At 73.1% G+C, this 15,098-nt stretch carries 11 protein-coding genes; 2 read left to right on the plus strand and 9 right to left on the minus strand.

All coding sequences use genetic code 11. The features are described from left to right. Positions 1–45 precede the first annotated feature (45 nt). The 3 genes from ACIP4Z_RS02555 to lepA form a co-directional block, all read right to left on the minus strand. Complete coding sequence (locus ACIP4Z_RS02555; RefSeq protein ID WP_401304468.1) at positions 46–1,962, minus strand: SpoIIE family protein phosphatase; 1,917 nt, start codon at positions 1,960–1,962, stop codon at positions 46–48. 173 nt (positions 1,963–2,135) lie between these two features. Beyond that, positions 2,136–4,019 (minus strand): AMP-dependent synthetase/ligase, encoded by a 1,884-nt coding sequence (locus tag ACIP4Z_RS02560; protein WP_401304471.1) that lies wholly within the window; start codon positions 4,017–4,019, stop codon positions 2,136–2,138. A 174-nt stretch (positions 4,020–4,193) separates the two neighbouring features. After that, positions 4,194–6,065 carry a translation elongation factor 4 gene (lepA, locus tag ACIP4Z_RS02565; protein WP_355348872.1) on the minus strand — a complete coding sequence of 624 codons (1,872 nt, stop codon included), beginning with the start codon at positions 6,063–6,065 and terminating at the stop codon, positions 4,194–4,196. Between the two features lie 251 nt (positions 6,066–6,316). Between lepA and rpsT the strand changes: the two genes are divergently transcribed. After that, positions 6,317–6,577 carry a 30S ribosomal protein S20 gene (gene rpsT / locus ACIP4Z_RS02570; protein ID WP_188280821.1) on the plus strand — a complete coding sequence of 87 codons (261 nt, stop codon included), beginning with the start codon at positions 6,317–6,319 and terminating at the stop codon, positions 6,575–6,577. A gap of 270 nt (positions 6,578–6,847) precedes the next feature. On the opposite strand, the gene holA is transcribed toward rpsT, so the two are convergent. Beyond that, entirely contained in the window at positions 6,848–7,834 is a 987-nt protein-coding gene (holA, locus tag ACIP4Z_RS02575) for a DNA polymerase III subunit delta (protein WP_355348876.1), read from the minus strand. Positions 7,835–7,894: 60 nt separating this feature from the next. On the opposite strand from holA, the gene ACIP4Z_RS02580 reads away from it, so the two are divergent. Continuing rightward, entirely contained in the window at positions 7,895–8,134 is a 240-nt protein-coding gene (locus ACIP4Z_RS02580; RefSeq protein WP_391047534.1) for a hypothetical protein, read from the plus strand. Positions 8,135–8,167: 33 nt separating this feature from the next. Here the strand turns inward: ACIP4Z_RS02580 and ACIP4Z_RS02585 are convergent, their stop codons facing one another. The 5 genes from ACIP4Z_RS02585 to ACIP4Z_RS02605 all read right to left on the minus strand — a co-directional run bounded on the left by ACIP4Z_RS02585 (position 8,168) and on the right by ACIP4Z_RS02605 (position 14,727). Then, positions 8,168–9,472, minus strand: a complete 1,305-nt coding sequence (locus ACIP4Z_RS02585) for an MFS transporter (protein WP_401304477.1) — start codon at positions 9,470–9,472, stop codon at positions 8,168–8,170. Then, complete coding sequence (locus tag ACIP4Z_RS02590) at positions 9,469–10,092, minus strand: helix-turn-helix domain-containing protein (RefSeq protein ID WP_401304480.1); 624 nt, start codon at positions 10,090–10,092, stop codon at positions 9,469–9,471. Before ACIP4Z_RS02590 ends, ACIP4Z_RS02585 begins: the two co-directional genes overlap by 4 nt. A gap of 58 nt (positions 10,093–10,150) precedes the next feature. Next, the gene (locus ACIP4Z_RS02595; RefSeq protein WP_401304483.1) at positions 10,151–12,664 is read right to left on the minus strand and encodes a ComEC/Rec2 family competence protein; all 2,514 of its coding nucleotides are present in this window, start codon (positions 12,662–12,664) and stop codon (positions 10,151–10,153) included. Further along, the gene (locus ACIP4Z_RS02600; RefSeq protein WP_401304485.1) at positions 12,661–13,653 is read right to left on the minus strand and encodes a helix-hairpin-helix domain-containing protein; all 993 of its coding nucleotides are present in this window, start codon (positions 13,651–13,653) and stop codon (positions 12,661–12,663) included. The genes ACIP4Z_RS02595 and ACIP4Z_RS02600 overlap by 4 nt, the downstream gene beginning before the upstream one ends. Positions 13,654–13,881: 228 nt before the next feature. Next, complete coding sequence (locus ACIP4Z_RS02605) at positions 13,882–14,727, minus strand: DegV family protein (protein ID WP_355348894.1); 846 nt, start codon at positions 14,725–14,727, stop codon at positions 13,882–13,884. Between the last annotated feature and the right edge of the window lie 371 nt (positions 14,728–15,098).

A 15,098-nucleotide genomic window follows, 5' to 3' on the forward strand; every position in this document is an offset into this window, starting at 1 on the left:
TCGGATGCCGGTCCCGGTCGCGGTCGGATGCCGGTCCTGGCGCGCTCACCTCGCCTGGAGGACCAGCAGCGCCAGGTCGTCGGCGGGCGGCGCGTCGTCGTACTCGTGGACCGCGCGCCGGATGCGTTCCGCGACGGCGACGGCGTTGAGCCCCACGCAGCCGCCGAGCGCCGCCGCCAGGCCGTCGTCGTCGTCGAACTGCCGGTGCCCGCGGCGGCGTTCGGTGACGCCGTCGGTGACGCACAGCAGTGTCTCGCCGGGGGTGAGGTCGAAGGACTCGCAGTCGTACCGTGTGTCGTCGCCGATGCCGAGCAGCATCTGCGGGCTCGCGGCCTCGCGTACCCGCCCGTCCGGGGTGAGGACCAGCGGCAGCGGGTGGCCGGCCGAGGCGAGCGTGCAGCGGGCGCCGCGGCCGGTGGCGTACGGCACGATCTCGCCGTAGAGCAGCGACAGGAAGCGGGCCTGGCCGCCCTCCCAGTCGCCGGTCTCGCCGATCAGGGCGGTGGCGGCCTCGTCGGCGAGCGCCTTGTTGAGGCGGTCGAGGACGTCGGGGACGCCGTAGCCCTCGCGGGCCAGCAGCCGCAGGACCGGGCGGGCGATACCGGTGAGCGAGGCGGCCTCGGGGCCGTTGCCGCAGACGTCGCCGAGGGCGAAGCACCAGCGGCCGTCGCCCGCGGGGAACAGGTCGTAGAAGTCGCCGCCGACCCAGTCGCCGGCCGTGGGCTCGTACACCACGGCGTGGTCGACGCCGGGGATGCGGCCCGCGGCGGGCGGCAGCAGGCCGCGTTGCAGGACGGTGCTGATCATCGCCTGGCGGGCGTACTGCCGCGCGGTGTCCACGGCGAGCGCGACCCGGCGCCCGAAGTCCTCGACCAGGCCGACCACCTCGCCCGGCAGACCGAGCAGGCCGGTGCGGCCGAGCAGCAGCGTGCCGTGCCAGCGCCCGGCGGCGACCAGTGGTACGGCCAGCGCGCCGCCGTGCTCCCACATGTCGTCGGTGGCCGGCCAGGGCCACGGCATGGCGCCGCCGAGGCGGGTGCCGGAGCGCAGGCCCGGCGGGGGCGGGGTTTTCTCCAGTACGGCGCGCAGGCCGTCGATACGGTGCTCCGCGCCGTGCCAGACGCTGGACAGCCGTGGCCGGCCGCCGGTCCCGTAGAGCCAGACCGCGCACCAGTCCGCGAGCCGCGGCACGAGGAGCTGGGTCGCCAGCACGGCCACGTTGTCCTCGTCGAGCTGGCCCGCGAGCAGGTCGGACGCCTCGGCGAGGAAGGACAGGGAGCCGCGGTTGATCCAGTCGGAGTCCGCTTTCCGGGCGGAGCCGGAGGGCGCGGGCGCCAGGATCTCGGCGGCCCGCAGGCCGCGCCGGAGCGGCTCCTCGCTCTCGTCTTCGCTCTCTTCGCTTCCTGCGGCCGGGGGCGGGCCGGTGAGGTCGAGGCGGCACCAGACGGTTTTACGGTCGCGGCGGTAGCTGATGCCCCAGGCGTCGGACAGGGCGGCGACGAGTTGCAGGCCGCGACCGCCTTCCCTGTGGTCGCCGGGGTCCGGCCGGTCGTCGCCGCGCAGCACCCGTGCCGGGTACTGGTCGGACACCTCGATCACCAGACCGGGCTCCCGCGCCCCGCTGTCCCCGAACGCCTCCGCCGCCGCCTGCGCTCTCGTCTCCAGTCGGCACAGGACGTCCACGGTGGTGCCCGCGTGGATCACCGCGTTGGTCACCAGCTCGCTGACCAGCAGGATCGCGTCGTCCACGACCTGTTCGGTGAACGCGGCGGCCTCCGGCAGGCCCTGGCTCGTCCAGTCGGCGAGCGCGGCCCGCAGGAAGCGCCGGGCGGCGCCCGCCGCGAGCTGATTGCCGGGCAGCGTGGTGCCGGAAGCGGTGCCGGTGCTGATACCGGCGCCGGTACGGGTGCTGGCGGTACGGGTGCCGGTGCCCTCGCGGGGGCGTGGCGGGTCGAGCCTCACAGGCGGCTCCCGAGGATGCGGCGACAACGCACCCACCGTGACACACCGAACCCGTCCGAACGCGCCGCGTGACCCCCGGGGTCCCCCGAATCGGTCCCCGCCCGGCCAACTCCGGGCGCGGCGCGCCCGCGAGGGGTACCCTGCGCGCCGCTCGCGGAGGCTCTCGCGGAGGCTTACGCCTCGCGCGCTCCGGCGTACATCTCCTCGATCAGCGGGGCGAATTCGCGCTCGACGACCGGGCGCTTGAGCTTCAGGCTCGGGGTGAGGTCGCCGTGCTCGATGTCGAGGTCGCGGGGCAGGACGCGGAATTCGCGGATCTGCTGCCAGCGCTGGAGGTTGTCGTTGACGCGCTGGACGTAGCTGGCGATGAGTTCGCGGACCTCGTCGGTGCCGACGACCTCGGCGTAGGAGCGGCCTTCGAGGCCGTGCTCCGCGGCCCAGACGAGGATGGTGGGCTCGTCGAGGGCGAGCAGCGCCGTACAGAAATTCCGGCCGCCGCCGACGACCAGGACGTTGCTGACGAAGGGGCACACCGCCTTGAACTGTCCCTCGACCTCGGCGGGCGCGATGTACTTGCCGCCCGAGGTCTTGATCAGGTCCTTCTTGCGGTCGGTGATCTTCAGGAAGCCGTCGGGCGACAGTTCGCCGATGTCGCCGGTGTGGAACCAGCCGTCGGACTCCAGCACCTCGGCGGTCTTCTCGGGCAGCCCGTGGTAGCCCTGCATGATGCCGGGGCCGCGCAGCAGGATCTCGCCGTCCTCGGCGATCCGGACCTCCAGGCCGGGCAGCGCCTTGCCGACGGTGCCGGTGCGGTAGGACTCGCCGGGGTTGACGAAGCTGGCGGCGCTGGACTCGGTGAGGCCGTAGCCCTCCAGGATGTGGATTCCGGCGCCGGAGAAGAAGTAGCCGATCTCGGGGGCGAGCGCGGCCGAGCCGGACACGCAGGCGCGCAGCTTCCCGCCGAACGCCTCGCGGATCTTGGCGTAGACGAGCTTGTCGGCGATCGCGTGCTTGGTGCGCAGGCCGACCGGCACGGTCGGGACGCCGGTCAGCCGCATGCTGTTCTGCGCGGCCTTGGCGTACTCGCGGGCGACCTCGGCCGCCCACAGGAAGATCTTGTACTTGGCGCCGCCGCCCGCCCTGGCCTTGGCGGCGACCCCGTTGTAGACCTTCTCGAAGATCCTCGGCACGGCGGCCATGTAGGTCGGCTGGACGACCGGCAGATTCTCGATGATCTTGTCGACGCGGCCGTCGACGGCGGTGACGTGGCCGACGGTGATGTGCCCGGCGGTCAGCACCTTGCCGAAGACGTGCGCGAGGGGCAGCCACAGGTACTGCACGTCGTTCTCGTCGAGCAGCCCGATCGCCTCGATGGCACGCGCCATGTACGCCCAGCAGTCCTGCGGCAGCCGGACGCCCTTGGGGCGGCCCGTGGTGCCGGAGGTGTAGATGAGCGTGGCGAGCTGGTCCTTGGTGATGGCGGCGACGGCGTCGGTGACGGCGGCCGGGTGCCGCTCCAGGTAGGCGGCGCCGCGCTTGATCAGCTCGTCGAGCGACAGCACCCAGCCGTCGCCGTCCGTGTCGGCCGCCCCGGCCGCGTCCATGACCACGACATGCGTCAGCTCGGGCAGCTCCGCGCGGCGCTCGCGGGCCTTGGCGAGCTGCGCCGCGTTCTCCGCGATCAGGACGCGGCTGCCGGAGTCGGCGAGGATGAACGCGGTCTCGTCGGCGTTGGTGCTCGGGTAGACGGTGGTGGTGGCCGCGCCCGCGCACAGGATGCCCAGGTCGGCGAGGATCCAGTCGACCGAGGTGTTGGACGAGATCGCCACCCGCTCCTCGGGCCGGATGCCGAGGTCCATCAGGCCGGCGGCGATGGCGTAGACCCGCTCGGCGGCGGCGCCCCAGGTGAGCGCCTGCCAGGTGTCGGGGCCCTGGCCGCTCTCGGACGGGACGGGGAAGCGGTACGCCTCCGCGTCGGGGGTCGCCGTCACGCGCTCCAGAAAGAGCGTCGCCACGGAGGGCGGCCGATTCTCGATCAACGTCTGTGTGTCGGTCACGACAACCTCCGGGCCCGCGCCTGTGTTCTTAACTCACCAGTAACCTACGTCGGATCAGGGTAGAGGGCCGACGCCCGGCGCGTAAGAGGGGAAGGCCCGCCGGTTGCCCCGGATGCCCCGTTCGCCTCATCCCCTGCCGCTTCGGCCCCGGACCCCGCCCCTCACCTGCTTCTTCTACTTCTTCGCCTTCGACTCGCCCTCGGAGTCGGTCGACAGGACGGCGATGAACGCCTCCTGCGGCACCTCCACGTTGCCGACCATCTTCATCCGCTTCTTGCCTTCCTTCTGCTTCTCCAGCAGCTTGCGCTTACGCGAGATGTCACCGCCGTAGCACTTGGCCAGCACGTCCTTGCGGATGGCGCGGACGGTCTCGCGGGCGATCACGCGGGCGCCGATGGCGGCCTGGATCGGCACCTCGAAGTTCTGCCGCGGGATCAGCTCGCGCAGCTTGGCCACCAGCCGGACGCCGTACGCGTACGCCTTGTCCTTGTGGGTGATCGCGGAGAAGGCGTCCACCTTGTCGCCGTGCAGCAGGATGTCGACCTTGACCAGGTCGGCGCTCTGCTCGCCGGTGGGCTCGTAGTCGAGCGAGGCGTAGCCGCGGGTCTTGGACTTCAGGTTGTCGAAGAAGTCGAAGACGATCTCGGCCAGCGGCAGGGTGTAGCGGATCTCGACCCGGTCCTCGGAGAGGTAGTCCATGCCGAGCAGCGAGCCGCGCCGGTTCTGGCACAGCTCCATGATCGCGCCGATGAACTCGGTGGGCGCCAGCACCGTCGCCCTGACCACCGGCTCGTAGACCTCGGCGATCTTGCCCTCGGGGAACTCGCTGGGGTTGGTGACCGTGTGCTCGGTGCGGTCCTCCATGACGACGCGGTAGACCACGTTGGGCGCGGTCGCGATCAGGTCGAGGCCGAATTCGCGCTCCAGGCGCTCGCGGATCACGTCGAGGTGCAGCAGGCCGAGGAAGCCGACGCGGAAGCCGAAGCCGAGGGCGGCGGACGTCTCCGGCTCGTAGACCAGCGCCGCGTCGTTGAGCTGGAGCTTGTCCAGCGCCTCGCGCAGCTCGGGGTAGTCGGAGCCGTCCAGCGGGTAGAGGCCGGAGAACACCATGGGCTTGGGGTCCTTGTAGCCGCCCAGCGCCTCGGTCGCGCCGCGGTTCAAGGTGGTGATGGTGTCACCGACCTTGGACTGCCGTACGTCCTTCACACCCGTGATCAGATAGCCGACCTCGCCGACGCCGAGGCCGTCGTGCGGCTTCATCTCGGGCGACGAGACGCCGATCTCCAGCAGTTCGTGGGTGGCGCCGGTGGACATCATCTTGATCCGCTCACGCTTGGTGAGCTGGCCGTCGATGACCCGGACGTAGGTGACCACGCCCCGGTAGGAGTCGTAGACCGAGTCGAAGATCATCGCGCGGGCGGGCGCGTCGGCGACGCCGACCGGCGGCGGCACGTCCTGGACCACCCGGTCGAGCAGCGCGTCCACGCCGACGCCGGTCTTCGCCGAGACCTTGAGCACATCGGAGGGGTCGCAGCCGATGAGGTTGGCCAGCTCCTCGGAGAACTTCTCCGGCTGGGCGGCCGGCAGGTCGATCTTGTTCAGGACGGGAACGATCGTCAGGTCGTTCTCCATCGCCAGGTAGAGGTTGGCGAGGGTCTGCGCCTCGATGCCCTGCGCCGCGTCGACCAGCAGGACCGTGCCCTCGCAGGCGGCCAGCGACCGCGAGACCTCGTAGGTGAAGTCGACGTGGCCCGGGGTGTCGATCATGTTCAGGATGTGCGTGCTGCCGGTGCCGTCGCCCGTGGTCGGCGCCCAGGGCAGCCGGACGGCCTGCGACTTGATCGTGATGCCCCGCTCGCGCTCGATGTCCATCCGGTCGAGGTACTGGGCGCGCATCTGGCGTGCGTCGACGACGCCGGTGAGCTGGAGCATCCGGTCGGCGAGGGTGGACTTGCCGTGGTCGATGTGCGCGATGATGCAGAAGTTGCGGATCAACGCCGGGTCGGTACGGCTCGGCTCCGGCACATGGGAAGGGGTCGCGGGCACGCAGGGTCCATTTTCTCGGGTCGGGCGGGCTGGTTGCTCGGGGCGAGCGGGGCTGGCGTAAGGGCTATCGTCCCATGGTTGCGGCACCGGCACCGGTTTGGGCCGTCCTGTGAACGGCTGGTAGCCTGGAGCACTGTGCCTCGTGCCCTCTAACCCGAGGCATCTGCTCGTTTCAGTACCAAGCGGCAAACCCCGAGCAGCACACCCCAAGCAGCAACCCAAGTATCAATCGAACCTGAGAAGGCTCTTTCGTGGCGAACATCAAGTCCCAGATCAAGCGGAACAAGACCAACGAGAAGGCGCGCCTGCGCAACAAGGCCGTCAAGTCCGAGCTGAAGACCGCGATCCGTCGCACCCGCGAGGCCGTGGCCGCCGGTGACGCCGAGAAGGCCACCGAGGCCGCTCGTCTCGCCGCCAAGAAGCTCGACAAGGCCGTCAGCAAGGGCGTCATCCACAAGAACCAGGCCGCCAACAAGAAGTCGGCGCTGGCTCAGTCGGTCTCCGCTCTCTGATCTCCGCTCTTTCGATTCATCGCGGGCAACCGGACCCAGCGGCCCCTCTACCGCCCGGACCCGCACTTCGCACCACCGCGGTCGCGCACGATCTGCGTTCGCCACGCGGGCGCGACCGCACCCAGTGAGAGCACTGACGTGAACCGCCCGTCCGGGAGTCCCGGACGGGCGGTTCTGTTGTCCGAGGGCCGCTGTCGGAGGGGTGCTGCCGCTGCACGGGGGGCTCTGTACGAGGGCCGCTGTCCGAGGGCCGCGCGGTCCGGTCTCCGGTCAGGAGCGGGCGCGGGACGCCTGGGCGATGGTGACGACGGCCTTCTCCAGGGCGTAGGCGGGGTCGGCGCTGCCGCCCTTGACGGCGGCGTCGGCCTCGGCGACGGCCCGCAGGGCGGTCGAGACGCCGTCCGCGGACCAGCCGCGGATCTGCTGCCTGACCCGGTCGATCTTCCAGGGCGGCATGCCGAGGTCCCTGGCGAGCTGGCCGGGGTTGGCGCCGCGCGGCGCGGAGGCGAGCTTGCCGATGGCGCGGACGCCGGAGGCCAGCGCGAAGGTGATGCCGGGCAGCGGCTGGCCGACGGACAGCGCCCAGCGCAGCCGCTCCAGCGCCTCCGCGGTACGGCCGGTGACGGCGAGGTCGGCGACCTCGAAGCCGGTGGCCTCGGCGCGGCCGGTGTAGTAGCGGGCGACCACGGCCGCGTCGATGGTGCCTTCGATGTCGGCGACGAGCTGCGCGCAGGCGCTCGCCAGCTCCCGCAGGTCGCTGCCGATCGAGTCGACCAGGGCCTGGGTGGCCTCGGGCGTCGCGGAGCGGCCCAGCGTACGGAACTCGCCGCGCACGAACGCCAGCCGGTCCGCGGGCTTCGTCATCTTCGGGCAGGCCACCTCGCGCGCCCCGGCCTTGCGCGCCGCGTCCAGCAGCGCCTTGCCCTTGGCGCCGCCCGCGTGCAGCAGGACCAGCGTGATCTCCTCGACGGGCGCGGCCAGATACGCCTTGACGTCCTTGACCGTGTCCGCCGACAGGTCCTGCGCGTTGCGCACCACCACGACCTTGCGCTCGGCGAACAGCGACGGGCTGGTCAGCTCCGCCAGCGTGCCCGGCTGGAGCGCCTCGGGGGCCAGGTCCCGCACATCGGTGTCCGCGTCGGCCGCGCGGGCCGCCATGACCACCTCGCGCACGGCGCGGTCGAGCAGCAGGTCCTCCTGGCCCACGGCGAGCGTGAGCGGAGCGAGCGGGTCGTCTGAAGCAGTCTTCCTGGCCATCGCCGCCCAGCATCCCACGGGGGTCGGACATCGCCGCACCGCGTCGGGGACACTGGTGCGGTGAGCGACGTACGACATGTGCTGGTGCTGCCCGACCGCGACGCCGCGGAGGAGGTCGCCGAGCTGCTGACCGCGCGCTTCGCCCTGCGCGAGGAACCGCACCTGGTCCGGGACGCCCTCGCGGGCGAGGACGACGCCGAGGACGCCCAGTGGCTGGTGGTCGTCGAGGACAGCGACGCCCGTCTCGACACGTCGGCGCTGGACGCGCTGGCCGCGCAGTTCGAGGGCTGGCTGGAGTAGCGGGGCGGGGTACGCGGGGCGGCCTGCGCGGGCCTACGTCGCTGCCGCCGTCTTCCGATCCGCCGCCGCTTCCGTCTCCGCTTGCGCTTCCGCCGCCGGGTCGGGCTCCTCGTCGGGGAGTTCGCGTATGCGCGGTATCGGCGAGGGCAGCAGCCACAGCACGCTGAGCAGGCCGCCGACGGTGGCGATCCACAGCGTCGGGCGCAGTCCGATCGCGCTGCCGAGGGTGCCGCCGACGAGCGCGCCGAGCGGGCGGACACCGTAGTTGACGGTGCGGAAGGCGCCGCTGACCCGTGAGCGCAGGGCGTCGGGTATGACGGCGCTCTGCAAGGAGCCGCTGGCGATGTCGAGCAGCATCAGGCCGAAGCCGGAGGCGAATTCAGCGGCGAAGAAGGCGGCGAGCAGCATCGGTGTCGGCCCGGTCGCCAACGGGATCAGGATCAGCGGCGCGGGGAACCCTATGAATCCCAGGACCAGGGTCGGCCCGACCCCGATCGACCGGGCGATCCGTCCGGTGAGCACCGCGCCGATCACGCTGCCGACCGCGCCGGCCCCGATGGCCATGCCCAACAGCCCCGCGTTCAGGCCGAGCTGTTCGACGGCGTAGAGGATCACCAGGGTGTGGAAGACGAAGTTGAAGAAGTTCACCGTCGCAGCCGCCGCCGCGAGCGGGCGCAGCACGCGGGAGCGGACGATGAAGCGCAGCCCCGCCGTGAAGTGCCCTTTGCGCGGCGGCGCGGCCGGTGGTTCCACCGGGTCTATCCGCGCGAGCAGCACGGCCGAGACCAGATACGAGCAGGCGTCGGCGAGCAGCGCGAGCGGTGCGGCGAGCACCTGCACGAGCAGGCCGCCGACGCTGGGGCCCGCCACGAACGAGAAGGCCCGGCTGCCGCTGGTCAGCGAATTGCCCCGCACATACTCCTCGGGGCGCACCAGCGACACGAACAGCGTGGCGTTGCAGACGTCGAAGACGACGGCGAGCGTGCCGACGGCGAAGGCGACCGCGTAGAGCTGCGCCAGGGTGAGCACCCCGAGGGCGTAACCCACCGGGAGCGAGACCATCAGGGCCGCCCTCAGCAGGTCGACGGCGATCATGGTCCGCCTGCGGCGACCGCGCCGGTCGGCCCAGGCCCCGGCCGGGAGCGAGAACAGCAGCGCGGGCAGCAGGCCCGCCAGCGACAGCCAGCCCATCTGGGCCGCGTCGGCGTGCAGCACGAGGACGGCGGCGAGCGGAATGGCCAGGAAGGTGATCTGGTCGCCGAGCAGCGAGACGGTCTGGCCCGTCCAGTACCGCCGGAAGGGGCGCTGCCTGAGCAGTTCCGGCACCACGGCGCTCACCTCTCCTCGGGGTCGGGTTCCGGAGGGCGGCCGTCCTCGGGGTGCTCGGGGTCGACGTAGCCGATCTGGAGGTAGGGCACCCGCCGGGCGCCCTCGGGGCGGCGGGCCGGGTCGTTGATCCGGTCGGCGTACCGGGCCAGGAGCGCGTCGATCTCCTCGCCGAGCGCGGTCAGTTCGTCGGGCGTCACATACAGGGACGTGTCCGTGAAGCGCTCGGCCTCCTGCCACGTCCGGGGCAGTGCGCCGCGCGTCTCGATGGCCCGCGTCATCCGGTGGAAGTAGTTCTCGGCGACGGCCACCGTCAGCGCCTCGGCCGCCGACGCGACCGCCGTGTCCTCGGAGTAGCCGGGCCAACTCGTGAACTCGGCCGTCGCCCGCCACGGCTTCTCCCGCCCGGGTCCTGGCGGTGCCTCTTCCACCAGGCCGTATTTGGCGAGTATCCGCAGGTGGTACGAGCAACTGGCGACGGATTCGCCGGTCAGCTCCGCCGCCCGCGTCGCCGTGAACGGCCCCTCGCGGCGGAGCAGCCCGACGAGCGACATCCGCGTGGGGTGCGCGTAGGCGCGCAGGGCGCGCGGGTCGGTGAGCTGGACCTTGGACTCCATCGGCTTGTCCTCCATGTATCTAAAGCTATCTTTAGAAAGCTTCCCTTACAAGCACTCCTTTACAAAGAATCCTTTATATTCCTGCCCCCTTCCCTGCCACGCTCGTCCGCAGCTCCCCCCGCCCGTCCTCGGCCACCGCGATCGACCCGTCGGTGTCCGTCCGCAGCACCACTGCCCCCAGCGCCCGCAGCGCCGCGACCGTCCGGGCCGCCGGATGACCGTAGGGGTTGTCCGCGCCGACCGAGATCACCGCGAGCCGCGGCCGCACCCGGTCGAACAGCTCCTCGTCCTGATACGCCGAACCGTGGTGCGCCACCTTCAGGACATCGACCCGCGGCAGATCCGGCGCCTGCGCCAACAGCCGCTCCTGCGCGGCCGGTTCCAGGTCGCCCATCAGCAGCAGCGTCAGACCGCCGGTGCGGACCAGCAGCGCCACACTGGCGTCGTTCGGCCCGTTGTCGGGCAGCGCCGCCGCACTGGGCGGCGGCCACAGCACCCGCCACTCCAGCGGGCCGAGACCGCGCCGCTCCCCCGCCGCCGCGAGCACCATCGGCACCCCGGCCGCCGCCGCTTCCCGCCGTACGGCCACGGCCTGCCGCGGCGGCTCGCCCAGCACCGTCGTCTCGATCGCGCCCACCCTGCGGCCCCGCAGCACCCCCGGCAGACCGTCCACGTGGTCGGCGTGGAAGTGCGTCAGGATCAGCAGCGGCACGGAGGTGACGCGCAGGTCCCGCAGGCAGCGGTCGACCTTGTCCGGCTCCGGCCCCGCGTCCACCACGACCGCCGCGCCCGGACCCGCCGACAGCGCCAGGGCGTCGCCCTGCCCGACATCGCACATCGCGAACCGCCAGCCGCCCGGCGGCCAGCCCGCCACGAACCTCGGCAGCTCCACCGGCCGCACCAGCGCGAGCAGCAGCAGGAACGCGCACACCACGCACAGCCACGGCCTGCGCCGCAGCACCCCGCCGCCGACCACGACGGCCGCCGTCAGCACCGCCAGCAGCGCCGCGCCCGCCCAGCCGCCCGGCCAGGCGACCTCGGCGCCCGGCAGCGCGGCGCCGTGCCGGGCCACCGCCGCGATCCAGCCGGTCGGCCAGCCCGCGAGCCACGCCAGCGCGCGGGCGGCGGGCAACGCGACCGGGGCGAGCGCCAGTGCCCCGAACCCGAGGACCGTGGCCGGACCCACCGCCGGTTCCGCCAGCAGATTGCACGGCACCGCGACCAGGCTGAGGCGAGCCGACAGCAGCACGATCACCGGGCCGCACACCGCCTGCGCGGCCCCCGCCGCCGCCAGCGCCTCCGCCAGCCTCGGCGGCACCCCCCTGGCCCGTAACGCCTCGCTCCAGCGGGGCGCCAGCGTTAACAGCGCGCCCGTGGCGAGCACCGACAGCGCGAAGCCGTAGGAGCGGGCCAGCTCCGGCTCGTACAGCACCAGCAGCAGCACCGCCGCGGCCAGCGCCGGGAGCAGGGACCGGCGGCGGCCGGTGCCGATGGCCAGCAGCGTGATCAGCCCGCAGGCGGCGGCCCGCAACACGCTCGGGTCCGGGCGGCAGACCAGCACGAATCCGAGCGTCAGGCCCGTGCCGAGCAGCGCCGTCAGCCGGAGCGGCAGCCCCAAGGAGGCGGCCAGGCCGCGTCGTTCGGCCCTGATCGCCACACCCGGCGGTCCGATCAGCAGGATCAGGACGATCGTGAGGTTGCCTCCGGAGACGGCCGTGAGGTGAGTGAGGTCGGTGGCCCGGAAGGCGGCCTTCAGGTCGGGTGTGAGGCCCGTGGTGTCGCCCACGACCAGCCCCGGCAGCAGCGCTCGGGCGTCCGAGGGCAGTGGGCGGCTCGCCTCCCGCAGGCCCGCGCGGAGTCGGCCCGCGACGCGCTGCGGCAGGCTCGGCGGTGCCAGGACGCGGGGCGGTCCCTGCGCCTTGAGCAGGGCGGCGGCCCTGTCCCCCGGCCGGTCCGCCGGGGCCAGCCGGGCCGTGACCGCGATCGTCGTGGACGGCAGCAGCTTCAGCCACCGCCCGACGTCCCCCTCGGCCAGCACCACCACCGGCGTCCTGACGCGCGTGCCGCCGACCCGTAACGCCTCTCCCCCGACGACGGCCGTCCGTGGCGCCTGGGCGGCTCCCCGTACCCGTGGGCGGGCCTCCGTCGGGTCGCCTGTCACCCGCAGCTCGACCTCCGCCACCGCCCCGCGCTCGGCCATCCCCGCCACCGGCCCCCGATACCGGTCCGCCTCCCCGAGCACGGCCGCGCCCGCCCCCACCGCCCCGCACAGCACCACCGCCGCCAGCGCCGCCCCCAACTCCCGCCGCCCGCCGCCCCTCACGCCTGCCGCCACCAACAGCGCCGCGCCCGCGAGGAGCGCCGCCAGCACCACCCCGGTCCCGACGCGCGTCCCCAGCCCCGGCCCGACCGCCGCCCCGCCCCACGCCGCGACCGCGGGGCACACCAACCGCCAGTCCGGCGGCCCCTCCTGCCGTGGGTTCGCGGCCCCGAGCCGCGAAGCCGCCGCCGCGTGCACAGCGGCCCGCTCGCTCGCCGCGGGTCCAGCGCCCTCCGGGTCGTCGTTGCCGGGCACGGGGCGGGTCATGGGTGGACCAGGGGCTTGAGGGTGGTGAATTTGCGGTCACCGATGCCGGGGACTTGGCGCAGTTGGTCGACGGAGGTGAAGGAGCCGTGCTGGGTGCGGAAGTCGAGGATGTGCTGGGCGAGGACGGGGCCGACGCCGGGCAGGGCGTCGAGTTGGGCGGCGGTGGCGGAGTTGAGGCTGACCGGGGAGCCGGGGGCGGCGGCTGCGGGGTCGCCGGGATCGGCCGGGGCACCGGGGGCCGGGGCGATGCCGACCAGGATCTGTTCGCCGTCGGTGAGGGGGCGGGCGAGGTTGAGGGTGCTGGTGTCCGTGCCGGGGAGGGCGCCGCCGGCGGCGGAGAGGGCGTCGGCGACGCGGGAGCCGGAAGGAAGCCGCCGTAGCCCCGGCTTGGCGACCTTGCCCGCGATGTCCACGGTGAGTTTCGGCGCGGGGGTGGTCGTGGCCGCCGACGCCATGGCCGAGGCGCCCACGGCCGTCAGCGGCCTCCCCGACGACGACAGCGGCGGCGGCACCGCGATCGTCCGGGGACGGCCCGCCACGAAGTGCTGCACCGCGAGGCCACCCGCGATGACCAGTACGGCCACCAACGCCAGCACCGTCTTGAACTCCAGCCCGCAGCGGACGAAGAGCCAGGTGCGCAGGCGTCGTACCGGACCGGTCGGTTCCTCGGCCACCGCGGGCCGCTCGGACAGCGGCAGCGGCAGCGGCAGCGGCAGCGGCAGCGGCAGCGGCAGCGGCTCAGGCGAGGGTTTGGCCGAGAGCGCAGGCGTGGACTCAGGCGAGGGCTCAGGCGTGGACTCAGACGTGGGCTTAGACGACGGCCCCGACCGTTCCGGTGGTTCCGACCGCGCCCCCGGCGGCCCTTCCCGCGCGCCGCGCTCCACCGCCGTACCGAACAGCGCGGCGGCGCGTTCGAGCACCTCGGCCGGGTCGGGGCCGGACTTTCGTTGCGGACGGATGGCGGTGCGGATCGGTTCCAGAGAGTTCATGGGTCCGATGCTGGACCCGATCACCGCCGAAAGATGATCTTGGTCTGAATCTGTGGACAACTCGGCGATTGTGGATAACTCCGTCACCCGTGAGGGTGATTCAGACCCCCGGCCGACGGCCCCGCCGACCGCTCACACCGCGCGCATCGCGCAGGCCGCGCACCTCGCAGGCCGCGCAGGTCGCCCACGCCGCCGAAGCCCCATGCCCCCAACGGGCACCCACCCCGCTCAGTGCGGCGAGATGACGACCCCGAGCAGCCCCGGCCCGGTGTGCGCGCCGATCACCGCGCCCACCTCGCTGACCACCAGGTCGTCGAGGCCCGGCACCCGCTCCCGCAGCCGGTCCGCGAGGGCCGCCGCGCGGTCGGCCGAGGCGAGGTGGTGGACGGCGAGGGTCACCCGGCGGGTGCCCGCCTGCTCGACGACGATCTCCTCCAGCCGGGTGATCGCCTTGGAGGCCGTCCTGACCTTCTCCATCAGCTCGATCCGGCCGTCGACGAGGCGCAGCAGCGGCTTCACGGCGAGTGCGGAACCGAACAGCGCCTGGGCGGCGCCGATCCGGCCGCCCCGGCGCAGATAGTCCAGCGTGTCGACGTAGAAGTACGCGGAGGTGGCGTCGGCCCGCTTCTCGGCGGCGGCGACGATGTCGTCCGGGGTGCCGCCCGCTTCCGCCGTCTCGGCCGCCGCGAGGACGGTGAAGCCGAGCGCCATCGCGACCATTCCGGTGTCGACCACCCGCACCGGTACCGCCGCCTCCTTCGCCGCGAGCAGCGCCGCGTCGTAGGTGCCGGAGAACTCGCCGGACAGGTGGAGCGAGACGATCGCCTCCGCGCCCGCGTCCGCGACGGCCTCGTAGACGGCGGCGAATTCGGCCGGGGACGGACGGGAGGTGGTGACCGGATGTCGCCGCTGGAGGGCTCGTGCCACGGCGGGGGCGGAGATTTCGGTGCCCTCTTCGAGGGCTTCGTCGCCGATGACCACGGTGAGCGGCACGACGGAGATGTTGTGCCGGCGCACGGCCTCGGGGTGGAGGTAGGCCGTGGAATCCGTGACGATGGCGACATGCGGGGACATGACGGGGAGGTTACCGGTGCGCAGGTCGGGGCGGTACTCGGGCCCTCACTGCCGGGCGGGCCGCTCTCCCCCGGCTGCCGCCGGGAGGTGCCCCACAAACGCCTGACGGGCTGATGGTTCGCTTCCGGCGCCCCGCCCCAGCCCCGGGGCCCGCCCGCACACGCCGGACGGGTTGACGCGTCGCTTCTGGCACCCCCGCCAGGCTCGGGCTTCGGCCGCACACGCCGGACGGGCCGCATTCGGCTTCTGGCGGCCCGCCAAAGGCTCACCCCTGGCGGCCCTCCGAGGGCTCACCCCTGGCGGCCCTCCGAGGGCTCACCCCTGGCGGCCCTCCGAGGGCTCACGCCTGCCACAACCGCCAACGGCTCACC

It is taken from the genome of Streptomyces sp. NPDC088910, assembly GCF_044749865.1.
GTDB lineage: Bacteria > Actinomycetota > Actinomycetes > Streptomycetales > Streptomycetaceae > Actinacidiphila.